Below are 20,165 nucleotides of genomic sequence, written 5' to 3'. Positions count from 1 at the left end.
AACTAATCCTTAAGTCTCAGCAATGAGCTTATGAGTTAGTCATAAAAAAGGCCATCCTATTTAGGGTGGCTTTTTTTATTGGGCAAAGTTGATTCACTACTAAAAAAAGAATTATACCTAGCGTGTATTAATAGATTTGCAATATCCATGATAGAGACAATTATTTGTTAGATAGCATATTGTAATCTGCAGCATAGCTTGTTATATTATCGCTGCACTTAACACTAGCAGTTATTTTAGATTGCTACAGTGCAAAATCAGGTAAAATTAATAATTTTACCGTCAAAGGCTTGCATTCTATGCTAAATATTGTATAATGCTGTCCTTTACACCCATAGGCGATTGGCTCAATTGGTAGAGCATCGGTCTCCAAAACCGAGGGTTGTAGGTTCGAGTCCTACATCGCCTGCCATCTTCTTATCACATCTTTGTTGTACCCCACCATCTCCGAAGCGAGTTCTTTATGAGCAATGATCAAGATAACCTCGAGACTAAGTTATCTGATGCCAAGGCGGTTGCTGGTGGAATGCTGTCTAAAAATAAGCATATTTCAGCTAGCGGTACTACTGCTGTTGAAGTGGCTAAGACTGGCTCAATAAAAGATTTGATTTTGTGGCTACTTGCCGCAGCTGTATTAATCGGTGCGACTCTAGTAAATCAATACTTACCGGGCTATTGGCAACCTGCCAACGACGTTTGGGTACGTATTGGTATTATTGTCGCACTTGTTGTATTTGCATTAGTCTGCTTGGCGCTAACGCATCAAGGCCGTGCTTTTAAAATATTGTTAAAAGACGCTGCCGTTGAGCTTCGCCGAGTGACATGGCCAGGTAAAGACGAAACCTTTCAATATACATGGCAAGTGATTGTCGTGATTGCGATTGCCGGTTTCTTTATTTGGTTATTGGATAACTTTTTTAATTGGTTCGTTGGTATCTTTATCGGTTAATAGCACGTATTAGTGACTATTAGCGAGATATTTACTCATAACGACTTATTTATAATGATCAGGAGCGTGATATGCGTTGGTATATTGTCCAAGCGTTTTCAGGATATGAAAAACAAGTACAACGTTCATTAACTGATCGTATTAATCGTAGTGACTTTGCTGAGTCATTCGGTGATGTATTGGTTCCTACTGAAGAAGTCGTCGAAATGAAAGACGGCAAAAAACGTAAGAGTGAGCGTAAGTTCTTTCCTGGATATGTATTGATCCAAATGGAAATGAACGACAATACTTGGCACATCGTAAAAGACTGTCCTCGTATTATGGGCTTCATCGGTGGTACGCCTGAGATGCCTGCACCGATTACGCAAGTAGAAGCTGATCGCATTTTAAACCGTTTGAACCAGACTGAGACTGACCCACGTCCTAAGACTCTATTTGAGCCAGGCGAAGAGTTGTTGGTTATTGATGGTCCATTTACTGACTTTAAAGGGTTGGTAGAAAAAGTGGATTACGAGAAGTCTAAGCTACATCTAACGGTAAACGTATTTAATCGACCTACGCAGGTTGAGCTTGAATTTAGTAAAGTCGAAAAACTAGACTAAATTAGCAAAAAATTCATCAACCGGGGAGCTGTTAGTCAACTAGGTGTATACCACGTTGATTTGGCGCTATCACCCATTTAGGAGAGTATCATGGCTAAGAAGATTGATGGTTACATCAAACTGCAAGTGCCTGCAGGCAAAGCAAATCCTTCACCACCTATTGGTCCAGCTTTGGGTCAGAAAGGCGTGAATATCATGGCGTTCTGTAAAGAATTTAACGCTGCGACCTCAGGCCAAGAGCCAGGTCTACCGATCCCAACTGAGATCACAGTATACAGCGACAAATCTTTTACCTTCATCATGAAGTCACCACCAGCTGCATACTTACTACGTAAGGCTGCTGGTATTGCTAAAGGTTCAGGTACACCGAACACTGCTAAAGTTGGTAAAGTTGACCGTGCACAACTAGAAGACATCGTTAAGACTAAGAATGCAGATTTAACTGCAGCTGATCTTGACGCTGCTGTCCGTACCATCGCTGGTACTGCACGTTCAATGGGTATTACCGTGGAGGGTGTATAATGTCTAAGCTAACCAAACGTCAAAAAGAAATTCAAAGCCGTATTGATAACGAAAAACAGTACACTATTGAAGAAGCGGTTCAAATCCTAAACGATTTGCCAGCGCTAAAATTCAAAGAGTCTATCGATATCGCGGTAAACTTGGGCGTTGACCCACGTAAATCTGATCAAGTAGTTCGTGGTGCAACCAACCTACCTGCTGGTACTGGTAAAACCAAACGCGTTGCTGTATTCGCTCAAGGCGCTGCTGCTGAAGCCGCTAAAGAAGCTGGTGCAGACATCGTTGGTTTTGAAGACCTAGCAGAGCAAATCAAAGCCGGTAACATGGACTTTGATGTTGTTATCGCAGCTCCAGATGCTATGCGTGTTGTTGGTCAGTTAGGTACTATCCTAGGCCCACGTGGTCTAATGCCTAACCCTAAAGTTGGTACGGTAACGCCAAACGTTGCTGAAGCTGTGACTAATGCGAAAGCTGGTCAGGCTCAGTACCGTGTTGATAAAGCTGGTATCATCCATGCAACTATCGGCCAAGTTGGTTTCACTGCTGATCAAATCGAGCAAAACGCGCAAGCGATTCTTTCTGATCTAAAGCGTGCTAAGCCTGCTACTTCTAAAGGTACTTTCATTAAGAAAATTACCTTGTCTAGCACGATGGGTCCAGGTCTAACGATCGACGCTGTTCCTTATCGTACTGCTAAATAATTAAAGTTTTTATCTTCAAATATTTTGAATGATAAACACAAACAGTTTTTAAAGAATTAGGTCAGCGTAGTATTTGCTACGCTGTCTAAGACCGTAGGTAGAGAGTAGTTTAGAGTTATAGTCAGCTATCTTCGGATAGTTGCTTATGATAATAAGTCACTTTTGTTAATCGACGACAGATGAAAATCTTAGTTGTCCTACGCAGACGGTGGCCCACACAGTTTAAGACACGAGCGAATAGGGCGATAAGGTTATTTATAACCTTCAAACTATTACTCAACGTCATTCTGATAACGGTGCCGTAATCAGTCGTTACCAGTAGATGCTTTTTTTATTAATTGAATCCACTGGTAATGTGTCGTATCAAGTCAGTCTTAGCTTACAGTTTGAGCGCATAAAAACCTTGTTTTTGGCACTTTTATTATAAGTCGATTGATAAGATTAAAGGAGTCAACTTATGGCATTAACGCTAGAACAAAAACAACAAGTTGTGGCTGAAGTGTCTGAAGTTGCTGCTAATGCTTACTCAGCAGTAGCTGCCGAATATCACGGTATTGGTGTTGCACAGCTTACTAAGCTGCGCGAACAAGCTCGTGATAAAGGTGTTGTTTTGAAAGTGGTAAAAAATACACTAGCAAAACGCGCTTTTGAAGGCACTAAGTTTGAGAGCATGTCAGACCGTATGACTGGTCCACTACTTTTGGCTTTCTCTATGGAAGATTTGGGATCTGCTGCTCGAGTCGTTTTCGACTTCAGCAAAGATAACAAAGCTTTAGAGACCAAATTAGTATCAGTCGGTGGTGAAGTTTATGGTCCAGAAGAGCTAGAGCGCGTATCGAAGCTACCAACTCGCGACGAAGCAATCTCTATCTTGATGGCTACTATGAATGCACCAGTGACCAAGCTTGTCCAGACTATGAACGCTGTTCCTGGCAAGTTCGTTCGCACTGTAGCGGCAATCAAAGACGCAAAAGAAGCTGCTTAATTGCTTGTTTTAACGTAACTTTAACATCGCTAATTTTGGTTGCATTTTATTGTCACATTAGGCAAGCAATCAAGGCGATATTAGAATCAATTAATTTTTATCAGATAACGGAGAGTTCTCATGGCACTATCTAAAGATGACGTGTTAAATGCAATCGCTGAAATGTCAGTAATGGATATCGTTGAGTTAATCAGCGACATGGAAGAAAAATTCGGCGTAACAGCTGCTGTTGCTGCTGCACCTGCTGCTGCTGGTCCTGCTGCTGCTGCTGCTGAAGAAAAAGACGAGTTTGACGTAGTTCTTGCCAGCTTTGGCGAGAAGAAAGTTGGCGTAATTAAAGCCGTACGTGAAGCTACTGGTCTTGGCCTAAAAGAAGCGAAAGATTTGGTTGAAAGCGCTCCAGCTCCAATCAAAGAAGGCGCATCTAAAGCTGAAGCTGAAGAGTTGAAAAAGAAACTTGAAGAAGCTGGTGCAACTGTTGAACTAAAATAAGTTTAACACTGTACGAAAAAAAGCTGGTAATGCCTTGCATTGCCAGCTTTTTTTTACTATAATTCGTAGCTTGACCTTTTGTGTCTGCCAACATACGTATGCAACATCACGGTGGATACCCATCAAAAGGACAGACGATATACATGCAAGCACACATGCCAGTTTTTGAAATCAGTTAATATGAGCTAAACGTCTGTAGATGTTTGGCATTTTTTTGTGTCTGCATGCTTTCCTATCAACACTATAGTTTATACTGATTCTAAAAGTTATAGTTACCCCGATTATTAATCCTGAAAAAAGCGGTATTCTTAAAAAAGCTGTTGATCATAAGTTGCCTACTTGGTTTGGCATGACTGTCGATATTTAGTCTTATAGACAGTTTGTATGTGTAGGGAACATAGTTCGGTAATAAGTAGTCTAGATGGCAAGTGGTATGGATGCAATCTTAATAGACATTATTCCCCAGCAATGTATTTGTAAAGTAAGCCTGATAGGCAATGTGTTATAGATTATATAATATTGAATTTTTTGGTTGCAACAGTCATATAGACTGATTCACTTACCATGAATCTAGCAAGCAACGACGAGATTAAGTGAAGTGTGCTAGGTAAGCACTGAAGAGTAAAGTAGTAATTGACAGAAAAGACATGAACTGAACACGAAGACCCGTTTTATATTATCGTTTACGTCGCCACGTTTGCATCGTATTTATGCATACTGGCCACGCTTTTAATTTGTTTCCACGTTTACTGTAAGGACTCTCGATGGCATATTCTTATACTGAAAAAAAGCGTATTCGCAAAAGTTTTGCTGAATTGCCCACTGTAATGGACATTCCCTATTTACTGTCTATTCAAGTAGATTCTTACGAGCAATTTTTGCAAGAGCACAAAAAGCCGAAAGCTCGTGAGAATACTGGTTTGCAAGCTGCGTATTCCTCTATTTTCCCAATTGAGAGTCACTCTGGTAACGCAGAGCTACAATTTGTTGAGTACTATTTAGGCACGCCTGAATTTGATGAGCGTGAGTGTATCTTACGTGGTTCAACGTTTGCTGCGCCTATGCGTGTCAAAATCCGTTTGATCATCAAAGACAAAGACAGCAAAGACAAAGATAGCAAAGCTGCTATCAAAGATATCCGTGAGCAAAGCGTCTATATGGGTGAGATGCCTTTGATGACGGCTAACGGTACTTTCATTATCAATGGTACTGAGCGTGTTATCGTATCTCAGCTACATCGTTCACCTGGTGTGTTCTTTGACCATGATAAAGGTAAGTCGCATTCAAGTGGTAAAGTGCTTTATAACGCACGTATTATCCCTTACCGTGGTTCATGGTTAGACTTTGAATTTGATGCAAAAGATTTAGTATTTGCTCGTATTGACCGTCGCCGTAAACTACTTGCGTCAATCATTCTACGCGCACTTGGTCTAACAACTTCTGAAATTCTAGATTTATTCTTTGATAAAGTTGCTGTTTATAAAGGCGAAGAGACGTTTGAAATTGATCTAGTTGCCGATCGTCTACGTGGCGAGATGGCTCAGTTTGATATCGTATCACCTGAAGGTGACGTTATCGTAGAGCAGGGCAAACGCATTAACGCACGCCGTATCCGTCAGCTTGAAGAAGCAGGTATGACGAAAATTGCTGTGCCTGATGAGTATCTATACGAGCGTATCTTAGCAGAAGACATCGTTGTTAACGACGAAATCATCGCTAAAGCGAACACGCCAATCGACCATGAATTATTGGTTAAATTGAGTGCGTTTGAAGCCAGTGAGTCTATCAAAGAATTCAGCATTCTGTTCACCAACGATATCGACCAAGGTAGTTATATTGCCGATACGCTACGTGCTGATAGTACCTCAAGCCGTGAAGAAGCGTTGATCGAAATCTACAAAGTAATGCGTCCAGGTGAGCCACCAACGGTTGAAACTGCTGAGAAACTGTTTGAAAGCATGTTCTTTAACGCAGATCGTTATGACTTATCAAACGTCGGTCGTATGAAATTCAACCGTCGTCTTGGTTTAGAATTTGATAACACTGATGATCCTGATATCCAGCGTGAACGCAGTGTGTTGACCAATGATGATATCGTTAACGTTCTAAAAGAGCTTATCGAGATTCGTAATGGTCGCGGCGATGTCGATGATATTGACCATCTTGGTAACCGTCGTATTCGTTCAGTGGGCGAGATGGCAGAAAACCAATTCCGTGTTGGTCTAGTACGTGTTGAGCGTGCCGTAAAAGAGCGTTTAAGCTCAGCAGAGTCAGACAACTTGTCACCACAAGATTTGATTAACTCTAAGCCAGTAGCGGCTGCGGTTAAAGAATTCTTTGGTTCAAGTCAGTTGTCACAGTTTATGGATCAGAACAACCCGTTGTCTGAAGTTACCCATAAGCGCCGTGTATCAGCGTTAGGACCTGGTGGTCTAACTCGTGAACGTGCAGGCTTTGAAGTACGTGACGTACATGATACCCATTATGGCCGTGTATGTCCTATTGAGACTCCTGAAGGTCCAAACATTGGTCTGATCAACTCACTAGCAACATTTGCTAAAACCAACAGCTTTGGCTTCTTAGAAACGCCTTATCGCCGTGTGGTTGATGGTAAAGTGACTGACGTGATTGAGTATCTATCAGCAATCGAAGAAGTAGGTACTGTCATTGCACAGGCTGATTCTCCGATGACTGAAGATGGCGCGTTATCTGACGAGATGGTCAGTGTACGTAGCTATGGTGAATTTGTTCGTATGCCGCCAGAAAAAGTGACGCATATGGATGTATCACCAAGTCAGGTAGTATCGGTTGCAGCAGGTCTGATTCCGTTCCTAGAGCATGATGATGCTAACCGTGCCTTGATGGGCTCGAACATGCAGCGTCAGGCTGTTCCTACGCTACGTGCTGATAAGCCGTTAGTAGGTACGGGTATGGAGCGTCACGTTGCTCGTGACTCTGGTGTTTGTGTGATCGCTAAGCGTGGTGGTGTGATTGAAGATGTTGACGCATCACGTATCGTTGTTCGTGTAAACGAAGACGAGATGACTGCTGGTGAAGCGGGTATCGATATCTATAACTTGATCAAATACACGCGCTCTAACCAAAACACTTGTATCAACCAACGTATCATTGTTAACCAAGGTGACGAGATTGCTTTGGGTGATATCTTGGCTGATGGTCCATCAACGGATCTTGGTGAGCTAGCACTAGGCCAGAACATCCGCATCGCATTTATGCCGTGGAATGGTTACAACTTCGAAGATTCAATCTTGTTATCTGAAAAAGTAGTTAAAGAAGATCGTTTCACTACTATTCATATCCAAGAATTGACGTGTGTGGCTCGTGATACCAAGCTAGGTACAGAAGAGATCACTGCTGATATTCCAAACGTTGGTGAAGCAGCACTATCAAGTCTTGATGAAGCAGGTATCGTCTATATCGGTGCTGAAGTTGACGCTGGTGATATCCTAGTGGGTAAAGTGACACCAAAAGGTGAAACGCAACTAACGCCAGAAGAGAAACTACTACGGGCTATCTTTGGCGAAAAAGCGGCTGATGTGAAAGACACTTCACTACGCGTACCAACTTCAAGTAAAGGTACGGTTATTGATGTACAGGTCTTTACCCGTGATGGCGTTGAAAAAGACGCACGCGCAAGAGCGATTGAAAAATCGCAGCTTGATAGCTATCGTAAAGATTTGAAAGAAGAGCTACGTATCTTTGAAGAAGCAGCACGTGGTCGTATTGGTAATCTGTTAGATGGCCAAAAAGTCAGCGGCGGCGCTGGTCTAAAAGCTGGTACGGTTATGGCCTTGGCTGATATGAAAGATATGAGCCTTGAGACCTTGCTTGATATCCAACCAGTAGAAGAAGAAATCTCTGAGCGTCTAACGCAAATCGCTGATTACTTGGTTGATAAGCAAAAAGACATCGATGTGAAGTTTGCTGAGAAAAAACGCAAATTGACTGCTGGTGATGACTTGCAACATGGCGTACAAAAAATCGTTAAAGTATATCTAGCGGTTAAGCGTCGTATTCAGCCTGGTGATAAGATGGCTGGTCGTCATGGTAACAAAGGTGTTGTATCGCGCATCATGCCAGTTGAAGACATGCCTTATGATGAAAATGGTAATACCGTTGACATCGTATTGAATCCACTTGGTGTACCATCTCGTATGAACATCGGTCAGGTTCTAGAGACGCATTTGGGTATGGCAGCGAAAGGATTGGGCGAGAAGATTGACGGTATGCTCAAATCGCAAGCAGCGATCAAAGAGCTACGTGACTTCTTGGACAAAATCTATAACCAAGTAGGCGGTGAGCAAGTTGATCTTGATAGCTTAAGTGATGATGACATCATGGCGCTAGCAGACAACTTACGTGGCGGTGTACCGATGGGTACAGCAGTATTTGACGGCGCAAGAGAAAGCCAAGTTAAAGACTTGCTCGAGCTTGCTGGTATGGATCGCGATGGTCAGCAGACGTTATATGATGGTCGTACAGGTCAGAAGTTTGACCGTAAAGTAACTGTCGGCTACATGTACATGCTCAAGCTTAACCATTTGGTTGATGACAAAATGCATGCGCGTTCAACAGGTTCTTATTCTCTAGTAACGCAGCAGCCATTGGGTGGTAAAGCTCAGTTTGGTGGTCAGCGCTTCGGTGAGATGGAAGTATGGGCACTAGAAGCATATGGCGCGACTTACACCTTGCAAGAAATGCTAACGGTGAAGTCGGATGATGTTGAAGGCCGTACTCGTATGTACAAAAACATCGTTGATGGTGAGCAGTATATGGATCCAGGCATGCCTGAGTCGTTTAACGTACTGACCAAAGAAATCAAATCACTGGGTATTAATATTGAGTTAAAACAAAGCAACTAGCCCGTTGTTTAACTTAGTTGTCCACTAAAGGCAGTCTGCTTTATTGCTGCTGCTTTTAGTGATTTGTCTCAACCCTATTCATTGCCTTCATTCATCTTATCTGCGTTAATGGTACGCTGTCAGATGATTATAAAGATAACGGAGAAGCAACTTGAAAGATTTACTCGATATCATGCAAAGCCCTACCGGCAACGGTAACCAAGAGTTTGATAGCATTCAAATTACTTTAGCCTCACCTGACGTTATTAAGTCATGGTCGCACGGCGAAGTAAAAAAGCCTGAAACCATCAACTATCGCACGTTCAAGCCTGAGCGTGATGGTCTTTTTTGTGCCAAAATCTTTGGCCCAGTAAAAGACTTCGAATGTTTATGTGGTAAATATAAGCGCCGTAAGTTCCAAGGCGTTATCTGTGAAAAATGTGGTGTTGAAGTTACCACTGCTAAAGTCCGTCGTGATCGCATGGGTCATATCGACCTAGCCAGTCCTGTAGCGCATATTTGGTTCCTAAAATCATTACCAAGCCGCATCGGTCTATTGCTAGACATGACGCTACGTGATATCGAGCGCGTTCTATATTTTGAAAGCTATATCGTTACTGAGCCTGGTCTAACTAGCTTAGAAAAGTACCAGTTGCTTGATGATGAAGATTATTACAAAGCGCTTGAAGAGTTTGGTGATGAATTCACAGCCAAGATGGGTGCTGAAGCCGTTCAAGACCTATTAAAAGACATCGATATCGATCTTGAAATTGATGAGCTGCGCGAAGCGATTCCACAAACTGGTTCTGAGACTAAGCTTAAGAAGATGTCTAAGCGTCTCAAATTATTAGAAGCATTCCGTGATTCTAATAACAAGCCTGAGTGGATGGTAATGAACATCTTGCCAGTACTACCACCAGATTTGCGTCCTCTAGTACCGCTAGAAGGCGGCCGTTTTGCGACGTCAGATCTAAACGATCTATATCGCCGTGTGATAAACCGTAACAACCGTCTTAAGCGTCTGCTTGAGCTAAGCGCACCTGATATCATCGTACGTAACGAAAAGCGTATGTTGCAAGAGTCAGTAGATGCGTTGCTTGATAACGGTCGTCGCGGTCGTGCCATTACTGGTAGTAACAAGCGTCCATTAAAATCTTTGGCAGATATGATCAAAGGTAAGCAAGGTCGTTTCCGTCAGAACTTACTTGGTAAGCGTGTCGATTACTCTGGTCGTTCGGTTATCGTTGTAGGTCCAACACTACGTCTACATCAGTGTGGCCTACCTAAAAAAATGGCACTAGAATTATTCAAGCCATTTACTTATAACAAACTATTGTCTCATGGTTTAGCGACTACGATTAAAGCTGCCAAAAAGATGGTAGAGCGTGAAGAGCCACAAGTGTGGGATATGCTGGCCATGGTTATCCGTGAGCATCCAGTACTTCTTAACCGTGCGCCAACACTTCACCGTTTGGGTCTACAGGCATTTGAGCCAGTACTGATCGAAGGTAAAGCCATCCAGTTGCATCCGCTTGTTTGTACTGCATTCAACGCCGATTTTGATGGTGACCAAATGGCCGTTCACGTGCCATTGACGCTAGAAGCGCAGCTTGAATCACGTGCCTTGATGATGTCTACCAACAACATCCTGTCACCTGCGAACGGTGATCCGATCATCGTACCATCTCAGGATGTTGTACTAGGTCTATATTACATCAGTCGCTCGTCGATCAATGCCAAAGGCGAGAGCATGATTTTTGCTACCGTTAATGAAGCATTGCGTGCAATTGGTTCAAACGATCTACATGTAAACGCTAAGATCAAAGTGCGTGTTACTGAGACGCAAATTGACGAAGACGGTAACGAGACTAAAGAAATCAGTATCAAAGATACGGTTGCTGGTCGTCTACTTATCTGGAACATCATGCCTAAAGGTATGACGTTTGATGAGTGTAACCAAGAGATGACGAAGAAAAATATCTCTCGTTTGATTAACTCTTGCTACCGTAAAGTTGGCGTCAAAGAAAGTGTTATGTTTGCTGACCAATTGATGTATCTTGGTTTTGCTCAAGCAACACTATCTGGCGTGTCTATCGGTATCGACGACATGGTCATTCCACCACTTAAAAAGCAAATCATCGAAGTGGCAGAAGGCGAAGTTCGCGAAATCGAAGATCAGTTCGAGCAAGGTTTCGTAACTGCTGGTGAGCGCTATAACAAAGTAGTTGATATCTGGTCACGTACCAATGACAAAGTCGCTAAGGCGATGATGGACAACTTGGCAACAGATAAAGTTATCAATGCACAAGGTGAAGAAGACGAGCAGAAGTCATTCAATTCTATCTTTATCATGTCAGATTCTGGTGCTCGTGGTAGTGCAGCACAGATTCGTCAGTTGGCAGGTATGCGTGGTTTGATGGCGAAACCAGATGGCTCAATCATTGAGACGCCGATTAAAGCCAACTTCCGTGAAGGTTTGACCGTACTACAGTACTTCATCTCAACTCACGGTGCACGTAAAGGCCTAGCGGATACAGCACTGAAAACAGCTAACTCAGGTTACTTAACTCGTCGTCTAGTTGATGTGGCACAAGATTTGGTTATCACTAGTGATGATTGTGGTACTGAAGAAGGCCTACTCATGAAACCACATATCCAAGGTGGTGAAATCATTGAGAAGCTAGGTGAGCTAGTACTGGGTCGTGTGACTGCTCGTGACGTTACTTATAATGACGATGCTGATAAAGTATTGATTCCAGCTGGTACATTGATCGATGAGTACTGGGTTAACGTCCTTGATAACAACGCAATCGATGATATCTGGGTACGTTCAGTAATTACTTGTGATATCGAACATGGTGTATGTTCACAGTGTTATGGTCGTGACCTTGCACGTGGTCATAAAGTAAATATCGGCGAATCAGTCGGTGTTATGGCAGCTCAGTCTATCGGTGAGCCGGGTACTCAGTTAACCATGCGTACGTTCCACGTGGGCGGGGCAGCGAGCTCAGCATCTGTAGACAACAGCATCTCTGTACGTAATGCTGGTCAAGCGCACTTTGAGAACATGAAAACAGTACAGCATACCGATGGTCACTTAGTCATCGTATCGCGTTCAGCCGAAATCGCATTGACCGATGAGCTTGGCCGTGAGCGTGAGCGCTATAAAGTACCGTACGGTTCAAGCGTACTTGTGAAAGACGAAGAGCAGGTTGAAGGCGGTCAAACTATCGCTAAGTGGGATCCGCATACGCATCCAATCATCACAGAATTTGCTGGTACAGCACGCTTCAGTGACATCACTGACGGTATGACTGCAACAGTAAAAGTTGATGATGCGACGGGTATGAGCTCATTTGAGATTTTAGCTACTCGTGACCGTTCAAGCTCAGCAAAAGACTTACGTCCTGCGATTATCTTGAACACTGACGAAGGCAAAGAAGTGGTTTACTTCTTACCAGCTGAAACTATCATCCGCGTGAGCGACGGTGAAAAAGTAGCAGCAGGTTCGATTCTAGGCCGTGTACCACAAGCATCTTCTGGTACGAAAGATATTACCGGTGGTCTACCACGTGTTGCTGACTTGTTCGAAGCACGTCGTCCAAAAGATCACGCCATCATGGCAGAAATGACTGGTGTCGTTAGCTTTGGTAAAGAGACTAAAGGTAAGAACCGCTTCATTATTACTAATGAAGATGGTGAAGTACATGAAGAGCTAATCCCGAAATGGCGTCAAATTAACGTCTTCGAAAACGAGACGGTAGCACGTGGTGAAGTGATCGCTGATGGTCCACAAAACCCACATGATATCTTGCGTTTGAAAGGTCAGACTGCACTTGCTGATTACATCGTCAACGAAGTACAGGACGTTTATCGTTTACAGGGTGTAAAAATCAACGACAAGCACATCGAAGTTATCATTCGTCAGATGTTGCGTAAAGTTGAAATCACTGACGGCGGCGATTCAAGTCACTTCAAAGGTGATCAGGTCGAATATGCAGATATCAAAGCATTGAATGCGAAGCTAGAAGCGGAAGATAAATTCCCAGTACAGTTCGAGCGTCAATTACTAGGTATCACCAAAGCAAGTCTAGCAACTGAAAGCTTTATCTCAGCGGCTTCTTTCCAGGAAACAACCCGTGTACTAACTGCGGCTGCTGTGACTGGTAAAGTAGATGAGCTACGTGGTCTGAAAGAAAACGTAGTTGTTGGTCGCTTGATTCCTGCAGGTACTGGTCTTGCTTATCATAAAGCACGCAAAGAAAAAGCAGATCAGAAGCTACAAGATAAAGATTTGAATGCAGCGTTTGATATGACTGCAAGCACTGATAGCAAAGACTTTGCAAGCTTCGACGAAGCATTTGCTCAAGAGTTAAATCAAGATAATTAATCGTATTAAGTATTTTGATTCATTCTTAATTTGATAAAAAAGCCAGCCTAAGTTGCTGGCTTTTTTGTGCGTATAAAAAACTAAGAAAGGCATGGTGCTATTATCTAAAAAAATAGTACACTGGAATTATGCTCTAATTCACTACTCATAGAAGGATAATTAGCAAATGGCAGGTAAAACTCGCGTCGCCAAATATCAAGCAGATCGAACCAATCAAAAGTTATATTTCTGTCGTTTATCTTGCCAATCTGCAGGAAGTACCAATGATAAGCAGTTATACCAAGCACACTGTGAGACTGCTATTTTTCATTTGCATGGTGCTTTATTAGCATTTATTCAGGAGTTGGGTCATTTCTATAGCTTAAATATGACAGCGCCAACTTTGCTCGATATTGAACAAGCACTGAGCGAGCGTACGCAAGTATCTCCTGAGATTCAGCGTTTGCAGCAATTACAGCAGCAAGGTTTTATCGCAAATATAGAACGTGCTTATAAGCGTTGTCTGTATGCAGTACCGCCAGATACTATCGTCAATGAAGCGCTAAGCAGTCATTCAGCGTCGCCAGACTTGATTGTCAATGTTGTCACTTTATCTAATCAATGGCTGCCTGATGAGGCCACAATACGAGAATGGCGTAATCAGCTTTTAGAGCTGATTGAACAACTGCGTGCAGGTATGGTTGAATTCTAATAGAAAGTAAACCAGAAGATTTATTTTTTGATCGCTATTTATTGAACCACTTGAAAGGACGATTAAGTAGGGTAGATCATAATCTACAACGCATAAAAAAGGCTTATTCAGTCATTGCTGAATAAGCCTTTTTCTTATTAACTAAAAATAGCTTTGTTTGTTACTCTGGCATCGGAGGCATACTTTCAACTGGTGTTACCGTTAATGGATTCTCCGGTATGCTGTCATCACTACGATTGCTATTTGGTTTTGTTGATGGTGGAGTGCTGGTATCTTCAGTAGGCTCTGGAACCGAAGGCTTACGCTGCTGGGTTTGAGTCTTGACTGGTTTTGCTGATTTATTGGAGGCATCGTTAACTAGGACGCCATCATCAGTCATCTCTATGATGTCTTGCTGTTGCTTTCTAGATTTTGAGCGATTATTGATAGATACCCATTGGCTTGGCGTGTCTTTAAGCTGGGCTTTCATAAAGTCCATCCAAACTGGAAGCGCTGCCACACCACCATATTCACGGCGTCCCATAGTAGATGGTTGATCAAATCCCATCCATACTACTGTCGCATTGGTAGGATGGAACCCTGCAAACCATGCGTCTTTGGCCTGATTGGTGGTACCAGTTTTGCCACCGATATCATCACGTCCTAATGCCTTTGCTCTTACCGCTGTACCGCGTTGGACTACATCGCGTAGTATATCTGCCATCTCAAAAGCGACTCTAGGTTGCAGTATACGCGGCGCTTGTTTGGCTCTTACATATTGTACGGCAGGTGCTTTCAGGCGGTCTGACTGTGGACCTGCGTTATATACCGTTAAATCAAGCTCTTTATCTGCTGTTTCGCTATCATCATTGCTTTCTGATGATGAATTATCGGCAGTTATTTCATTAGTGCTATCATCAAGCGCTTCAATTGACTTCTCATACTCTTCAACTAAGCTGCTATTAACCTTTTCAAGTTTTTCGTTAAAGCATAGTGCACATGCTTGACGTGGATTTGCCTGAAACAACAGCTCGTTCTTATAATTGTAAATTTGTTCAATAAAGTAAGGTTGGACACGATGACCACCATTCGCGAAAGTTGAGTAAGCCGTGGCCATTTGTAAAGGGGTGGCTTGTCCTGCTCCGAGTGCTAATGACAAGGTTGTCGGCAGTTTTTCTTTATCAAGACCGAATTCATCTAATAGGTTGCGCGTACTTGAGATACCGATAGCTTGTAACAAGCGAATGGATACGAGGTTACGAGATAAATATAAACCACGACGTAAAGTGATATCACCTAAGAAACGTTCATCAGAGTTTTTGGGTTTCCAGTCACCTACTTGGATAGCTTTATCAGACACGATGGTATCTGGACGATAACCTTTTTCTAAAGCGGCCGTATAAACAAGTGGTTTGATGGTAGAGCCAGGTTGACGCCAGCCTTGTAGAGCGCGGTTGAACTTACTGTGGTTAAAATCAAAGCCACCAACCAATGCATTGACAGCACCAGTCTCTGGATTCAACGAAACCAAGCTGCCTTGGATTTTAGGTATTTGACCTAATTGCCAGTTGCCATTTGAAGTAGGTATCACACGAACGATATCGTTTTTCTTAACAACTTGACTGGCATTGCTAGGGTAATAACCAATACGGTCAGCAGAAATATATTTACGTGCCCACTTCATACCAGACCAATTAACGGTCACTTCTTCACCAGATTGTAGAACCGCATTAAAACTACGAGAATTGACTTTAGTCACTTTAGCAGGAGACATATTGCTGTAGCGTCGGAAGTTTTCGAGAGGCTCATCATTTGCTTCAGCCCCGCGCCAACCATGGCGATGCTCATAGGCAATCAATCCTGTTACTACTGCTGCTTCTGCATCTGTTTGCGCTTTACTATCTACTGTGAGACGTACGCGCCAACCACCGTGCATGACTTGATCGCCGTAACGTTCGACCAAAGAAGCTCGCGTCATTTCTGCCAAATAAGGCATGTTTACATCGAGCTTTTCTTTATATAGGTTGATACCTATAGGGGAGTTGACCGCTTCATCGTACTGAGCTTTGGTAATATAGCCAAGTTCGTGCATGCGTCCAACGATCCAGTTACGGCGAGTCAATGCACGGCTAGGATTGGCAACAGGATTATATTTAGAAGGGGCTTTTGGTAGACCTGCTAACATCGCCATTTCAGCAATAGTTAGATTGTCTAATGACTTACTATAATATTTCTTAGCCGCAGCGCGAATGCCGTAGGCGCCTTCGCCTAGATAGATCTTATTGACATATAGTGTCAAGATGTCGTTTTTGCTCAGTTCGTCTTCGATCTTACGGGCCAAAAATAATTCTGTTAGTTTACGGTTTAAAGTACGTTCTGGACTTAAGAAGTAATTTTTGGCGACCTGCATCGTAATAGTGGAGCCACCTGTTTGGCCATCGTCATCAGTGACTGCTTCGGTGACAGCGCGACCAAGACCTTTAATGCTAATTCCGCTATGCTGAAAGAAAGAAGCATCTTCGGCCGCTAAAAAAGCATGAGTTAAATCTTCAGGAATCTCATCAAAACTAACTGGTAACGATAAACGATTGCCATACTGACCAATCAATTTATCATCACTACTATAAATCTGTAATGGCATTTCTAGTTTAGCTGTTTTAATCTCTTGTGTACTAGGTAGGGTCGGCGATAGATACATGGCCATCCCATAAAAACCAATAGGTACAGCAAGTGCTAGAACAACTGCCAATGCTAGGCAAGCGACAAAGAGTCCCACCAAAAAGCGAATGAGACGAGCGGTAGCATTTGTTTTGGCCATAATAAGACTTATTAGTTAGAATTTGTAGCAGACAATATTATTATACATTGAACAAAATAGGCAGGTCATAATAAATGTGTAAGTTGGCCTTAATATATTTTTAAATGCTTGAATCTATCAATTAAGTAAAGTATTGTATTGAATTATTACAAATAACTACCAGATTGTACACTTAATATAAGGTATAGAGCTAGTGAGGCTATTTACTTCCAAAAGTCGACATTTGATTGGCGTGGATATTTGTGCCACTTCAGTAAAGTTGGTTGACATACAGCGTCAGCAAGGCATGTTTCACCTAAAATCTTATGGTATTGAAAGACTACCGGAAGGTATCGTGGTTGATAAGATTCTAGTAGACACAGAAGCTGCCGGTAATATTATAACGAGCTTGGCAAGACGCTGCCAAGTCGCGGGTAGCAATGCTGTGACCGCTGTTTCTGGCTCTGCAGTGATTACTAAAATCATTGATATGGATATGACACTCAGCGATGTAGAGCGTGAGGCGCAAATACGTTTAGATGCCGACCAGTATGTGCCTTATCCCTTAGAAGACGTCAATCTAGACTTTGAAGTATTAGGACCGTCTTTGGTTAGTGAAGATATGGTTCAGGTATTGCTTGCTGCTTCTCGTTCAGAAAACGTCGACCAACGTGTTGATGCTTTAGCCTTTGGTGGACTACAAACGAAAGTCATGGATATCGAGTCTCATGCAATCGAGCGTGCGTTTGGATTGATGGTAGATAGTCTGCCAAATGTACCAGAACTGGTAGCGTTGGTAGATATCGGCCATAATCAGACCACATTATATATTGCCAAGAATGGTGAGTTTATTTATAGTCGTGAGCAGTTATTTGGTGGTGCTCAGCTGACCGAGGCAATACAAAATCGCTATGGTCTGTCAGCAGAAGAAGCGACACTAAGTAAACGCGAACGTACCTTGCCTGATGATTACTATCCTGAAGTACTGACCCCTTTTATAGAAAATACCATTCAACAAATCACTCGCTCTTTACAGTTTTATTTTTCATCAAGTCAATATAGCAGTATCGATCATGTGGTGCTTGCAGGAGGCAGCAGTTCTATTGCAGGTCTCGCTGGTATGGCACAACAAAAGCTGGGTGTAACTGTCAGTGTTGCCAACCCTTTTACCAATATGACTATTGCACCAAATATCGATAATGAGCAATTGGCGGTCGATGCGCCAAGCTTAATGGCTGCATGCGGTCTTGCGTTAAGGAGCTTTGACTAATGGCTCGTATTAACCTTTTACCTTGGCGACAAGAAGAGCGTGAACGTCGTAACAAAGAGTTTATGACATTGATAGTGGCGGTGACGTTACTGACGCTATTAGCAGCTTTTGCTTCATGGAGTTATTTCAATAATGAACTTGATGAGCAGCTTGATGCCAACGCATTGATCGAACAAGAAAACACTCGCTTAGACACCGCATTGACCGAGATCGACAGTTTAGAGCAGCGCCGTGAAGACATTATTTCACGTATGCAAGTTATTCAAGACTTGCAGGGGCGACGTCCTGTGCCTGTACGCTTATGGGATGATCTTGCTAAAGCTATTCCCCCAGCGCTTTATCTAAATAACCTTAAACGTGAAGGTGATACGCTAACTTTGACAGGCTTAGCGGATAATCCAAATATTGTGTCCAGTCTAATTCGTAACCTTGACAACAGTAAATGGATGGGCAACTCAGCAGTAAGTAACATTCAGCAGAATATTAGCGCTTATGAGGCTGCTCCAGCCCTCAATAATACGGTGAATACTGGTGAGCAGGCGCGCCCCGTTTATCCTGAAGACAGCTACGTACAGTTTGTAGTAACGACTAGAGTACAATCTGAAACTCCGACTGCTGCTGATACCGATACTGGTCTAGGAGGTGCATTATGAAGCTTATCCGCAAAAAGAGCCTCTCTAAAACCAAAAAATCTGCTTTAAAGCCAAAAAAGCAATTTGATCTAAATGAGTTTCGCCGTAGTTTTGAGTCGTTAGATTCAGAAAACTATGGCAGCTGGCCATTACCTGTAAAGGTGACAGTGATTGGTCTTATCATCACTTTTATCGCAGCATTGTCATGGGCATTACCCATCAGTAGCAAAATCGATGAGATCAATGCGGCTGAAAGCCAGCAGCAGACCTTGCTTGATAGCTACCGTGAAAAAGAATCTCGTGCACGTCATTTAAAAGCGTATCAATCGCAAGTTATTCAAATGGAAACTGAATTTAATACTTTGTTAGATCAGTTGCCAAAAGATACACGTGTGTCAGAATTGGTGGAAGGCATAAACATGACAGGCGTTGGTAGCAATATCCGTTTTCAGGATATTTCAGTAGAGCCTGAAATTGAAAACGAATTCTTTATTGAGCAGCCAATACGTATTGCTGCTTTAGGCGAATACCATCAGTTTGGTAGCTTTATCAGTGGCCTTGCTGCACTGCCTCGAATTATTACGATGCATGATTTTGAAGTCAGCAATCCACAGCCTACGTTGGACGTTTTACCAGAGCTTAATCTAGTCTTGCAAACTAAGACTTATCGCTCTAAAGAAGCGGCTCCTGAAGGTGATGCAGCCGCTGCTACTGATGCAAATGCAGGAGGCAACTAATGAGTATTCAAAGAATGCCCATACTATTGGTTTTAAGTGTCGCTGTTTTATCTATGACTGGGTGTAGTGACCGTATAGGTATGGCAGAACAGGCAATGACCGATATCCGCAATCAGCCTGCACAGCCTATTGAGCCGCCGCCTAAAGCCGAGCTGGTAGAAGATTTTGTATATAGCGCTAGTTCGCAGCGTAGTCCATTTTTACCACCGAGTTTAGTCAATGTACAAGGCCCGACCACTCCCATAGATGGTGTACGACCAGATATCAACAGAATCAAAGAACCGCTTGAGCAGTATGAACTGTCGCAATTGGTCTTCCGAGGTGTAGTGATTTCGCCCGAAGGTCAGCGATATGCCTTGATACAACGTCCTGATGGTTCGGTTGCGAGTGTTAAAGTAGGCGATTATCTTGGATTGAATGACGGCCGTATTGTTGAAATCACGCCGACCCAGGTTAACTTGATTGAAATTGTGCCAGATAGCCGCGCAGGGTTTGTGGAAAAACCCCAGTCGCTGGTATCCCCTATAAGCTAAGTCGGCAGATTTTTTGAGGAATA

The 20,165-nt window shown here is 42.8% G+C and carries 14 protein-coding genes and 1 tRNA gene; 14 read left to right on the top strand and 1 reads right to left on the bottom strand.

The window, feature by feature from the left end:
• Nucleotides 1-336 precede the first annotated feature (336 nt).
• The 10 genes from Q0788_RS12810 to Q0788_RS12765 all read left to right on the top strand — a co-directional run bounded on the left by Q0788_RS12810 (nucleotide 337) and on the right by Q0788_RS12765 (nucleotide 14,194).
• Nucleotides 337-412: transfer RNA gene (locus Q0788_RS12810), tRNA-Trp, on the top strand.
• A gap of 51 nt (nucleotides 413-463) precedes the next feature.
• Nucleotides 464-949 carry a preprotein translocase subunit SecE gene (gene secE, locus Q0788_RS12805; protein ID WP_298811282.1) on the top strand — a complete coding sequence of 162 codons (486 nt, stop codon included), beginning with the start codon at nucleotides 464-466 and terminating at the stop codon, nucleotides 947-949.
• A gap of 71 nt (nucleotides 950-1,020) precedes the next feature.
• On the top strand, nucleotides 1,021-1,551 hold the full coding sequence (gene nusG, locus Q0788_RS12800; RefSeq protein WP_057761729.1) for a transcription termination/antitermination protein NusG: 531 nt from the start codon (nucleotides 1,021-1,023) through the stop codon (nucleotides 1,549-1,551).
• Nucleotides 1,552-1,641: 90 nt separating this feature from the next.
• Entirely contained in the window at nucleotides 1,642-2,073 is a 432-nt protein-coding gene (gene rplK, locus Q0788_RS12795) for a 50S ribosomal protein L11 (protein ID WP_057761727.1), read from the top strand.
• Nucleotides 2,073-2,774 (top strand): 50S ribosomal protein L1, encoded by a 702-nt coding sequence (rplA, locus tag Q0788_RS12790; RefSeq protein WP_057761725.1) that lies wholly within the window; start codon nucleotides 2,073-2,075, stop codon nucleotides 2,772-2,774. The genes rplK and rplA overlap by 1 nt, the downstream gene beginning before the upstream one ends.
• A gap of 457 nt (nucleotides 2,775-3,231) precedes the next feature.
• Nucleotides 3,232-3,759 (top strand): 50S ribosomal protein L10, encoded by a 528-nt coding sequence (gene rplJ, locus Q0788_RS12785; protein ID WP_057761724.1) that lies wholly within the window; start codon nucleotides 3,232-3,234, stop codon nucleotides 3,757-3,759.
• A 120-nt stretch (nucleotides 3,760-3,879) separates the two neighbouring features.
• Nucleotides 3,880-4,251 (top strand): 50S ribosomal protein L7/L12, encoded by a 372-nt coding sequence (gene rplL / locus Q0788_RS12780; protein ID WP_057761722.1) that lies wholly within the window; start codon nucleotides 3,880-3,882, stop codon nucleotides 4,249-4,251.
• Between the two features lie 764 nt (nucleotides 4,252-5,015).
• Nucleotides 5,016-9,134, top strand: coding sequence for a DNA-directed RNA polymerase subunit beta (gene rpoB, locus Q0788_RS12775; protein WP_298811279.1), 4,119 nt, complete (start codon nucleotides 5,016-5,018; stop codon nucleotides 9,132-9,134).
• A gap of 151 nt (nucleotides 9,135-9,285) precedes the next feature.
• Nucleotides 9,286-13,503, top strand: coding sequence for a DNA-directed RNA polymerase subunit beta' (rpoC, locus tag Q0788_RS12770; protein WP_057761718.1), 4,218 nt, complete (start codon nucleotides 9,286-9,288; stop codon nucleotides 13,501-13,503).
• A gap of 166 nt (nucleotides 13,504-13,669) precedes the next feature.
• Nucleotides 13,670-14,194, top strand: coding sequence for a DUF6586 family protein (locus tag Q0788_RS12765; RefSeq protein WP_298811276.1), 525 nt, complete (start codon nucleotides 13,670-13,672; stop codon nucleotides 14,192-14,194).
• A 160-nt stretch (nucleotides 14,195-14,354) separates the two neighbouring features.
• Here Q0788_RS12765 and Q0788_RS12760 read toward each other — a convergent pair whose 3' ends face one another.
• Entirely contained in the window at nucleotides 14,355-16,991 is a 2,637-nt protein-coding gene (locus Q0788_RS12760; RefSeq protein ID WP_298811274.1) for a penicillin-binding protein 1A, read from the bottom strand.
• A 193-nt stretch (nucleotides 16,992-17,184) separates the two neighbouring features.
• On the opposite strand from Q0788_RS12760, the gene pilM reads away from it, so the two are divergent.
• From pilM to Q0788_RS12740, 4 genes are read left to right on the top strand one after another with little or no spacing between them, the layout of a single operon-like run.
• A complete protein-coding gene (gene pilM, locus Q0788_RS12755; RefSeq protein ID WP_298811273.1) occupies nucleotides 17,185-18,240 on the top strand; it encodes a type IV pilus assembly protein PilM in 1,056 nt (351 codons plus the stop codon).
• Nucleotides 18,240-18,893 carry a PilN domain-containing protein gene (locus Q0788_RS12750; RefSeq protein ID WP_165598122.1) on the top strand — a complete coding sequence of 218 codons (654 nt, stop codon included), beginning with the start codon at nucleotides 18,240-18,242 and terminating at the stop codon, nucleotides 18,891-18,893. Before pilM ends, Q0788_RS12750 begins: the two co-directional genes overlap by 1 nt.
• Nucleotides 18,890-19,609 (top strand): type 4a pilus biogenesis protein PilO, encoded by a 720-nt coding sequence (locus Q0788_RS12745; protein WP_298811271.1) that lies wholly within the window; start codon nucleotides 18,890-18,892, stop codon nucleotides 19,607-19,609. The genes Q0788_RS12750 and Q0788_RS12745 overlap by 4 nt, the downstream gene beginning before the upstream one ends.
• On the top strand, nucleotides 19,609-20,142 hold the full coding sequence (locus Q0788_RS12740; RefSeq protein WP_298811268.1) for a pilus assembly protein PilP: 534 nt from the start codon (nucleotides 19,609-19,611) through the stop codon (nucleotides 20,140-20,142). Before Q0788_RS12745 ends, Q0788_RS12740 begins: the two co-directional genes overlap by 1 nt.
• Nucleotides 20,143-20,165: the final 23 nt, after the last annotated feature.

Source organism: uncultured Psychrobacter sp. (assembly GCF_947500265.1).
Taxonomy (GTDB): domain Bacteria; phylum Pseudomonadota; class Gammaproteobacteria; order Pseudomonadales; family Moraxellaceae; genus Psychrobacter.
Note: the sequence above shows the minus strand (reverse complement) of the source record. Positions and strands in the feature narration are given on the sequence as shown.

Bases quoted from the DNA above. Each gene is read 5' to 3' on its own strand.
- Q0788_RS12745 (WP_298811271.1), top strand. From the start codon at position 18,890: ATGAAGCTTATCCGCAAAAAGAGCCTCTCTAAAACCAAAAAATCTGCT.
- rplA (WP_057761725.1), top strand. From the start codon at position 2,073: ATGTCTAAGCTAACCAAACGTCAAAAAGAAATTCAAAGCCGTATTGAT.
- rplL (WP_057761722.1), top strand. From the start codon at position 3,880: ATGGCACTATCTAAAGATGACGTGTTAAATGCAATCGCTGAAATGTCA.
- nusG (WP_057761729.1), top strand. From the start codon at position 1,021: ATGCGTTGGTATATTGTCCAAGCGTTTTCAGGATATGAAAAACAAGTA.
- Q0788_RS12760 (WP_298811274.1), bottom strand. From the start codon at position 16,991: ATGGCCAAAACAAATGCTACCGCTCGTCTCATTCGCTTTTTGGTGGGA.
- rplJ (WP_057761724.1), top strand. From the start codon at position 3,232: ATGGCATTAACGCTAGAACAAAAACAACAAGTTGTGGCTGAAGTGTCT.
- Q0788_RS12740 (WP_298811268.1), top strand. From the start codon at position 19,609: ATGAGTATTCAAAGAATGCCCATACTATTGGTTTTAAGTGTCGCTGTT.
- rplK (WP_057761727.1), top strand. From the start codon at position 1,642: ATGGCTAAGAAGATTGATGGTTACATCAAACTGCAAGTGCCTGCAGGC.
- rpoB (WP_298811279.1), top strand. From the start codon at position 5,016: ATGGCATATTCTTATACTGAAAAAAAGCGTATTCGCAAAAGTTTTGCT.
- Q0788_RS12750 (WP_165598122.1), top strand. From the start codon at position 18,240: ATGGCTCGTATTAACCTTTTACCTTGGCGACAAGAAGAGCGTGAACGT.
- Q0788_RS12765 (WP_298811276.1), top strand. From the start codon at position 13,670: ATGGCAGGTAAAACTCGCGTCGCCAAATATCAAGCAGATCGAACCAAT.
- secE (WP_298811282.1), top strand. From the start codon at position 464: ATGAGCAATGATCAAGATAACCTCGAGACTAAGTTATCTGATGCCAAG.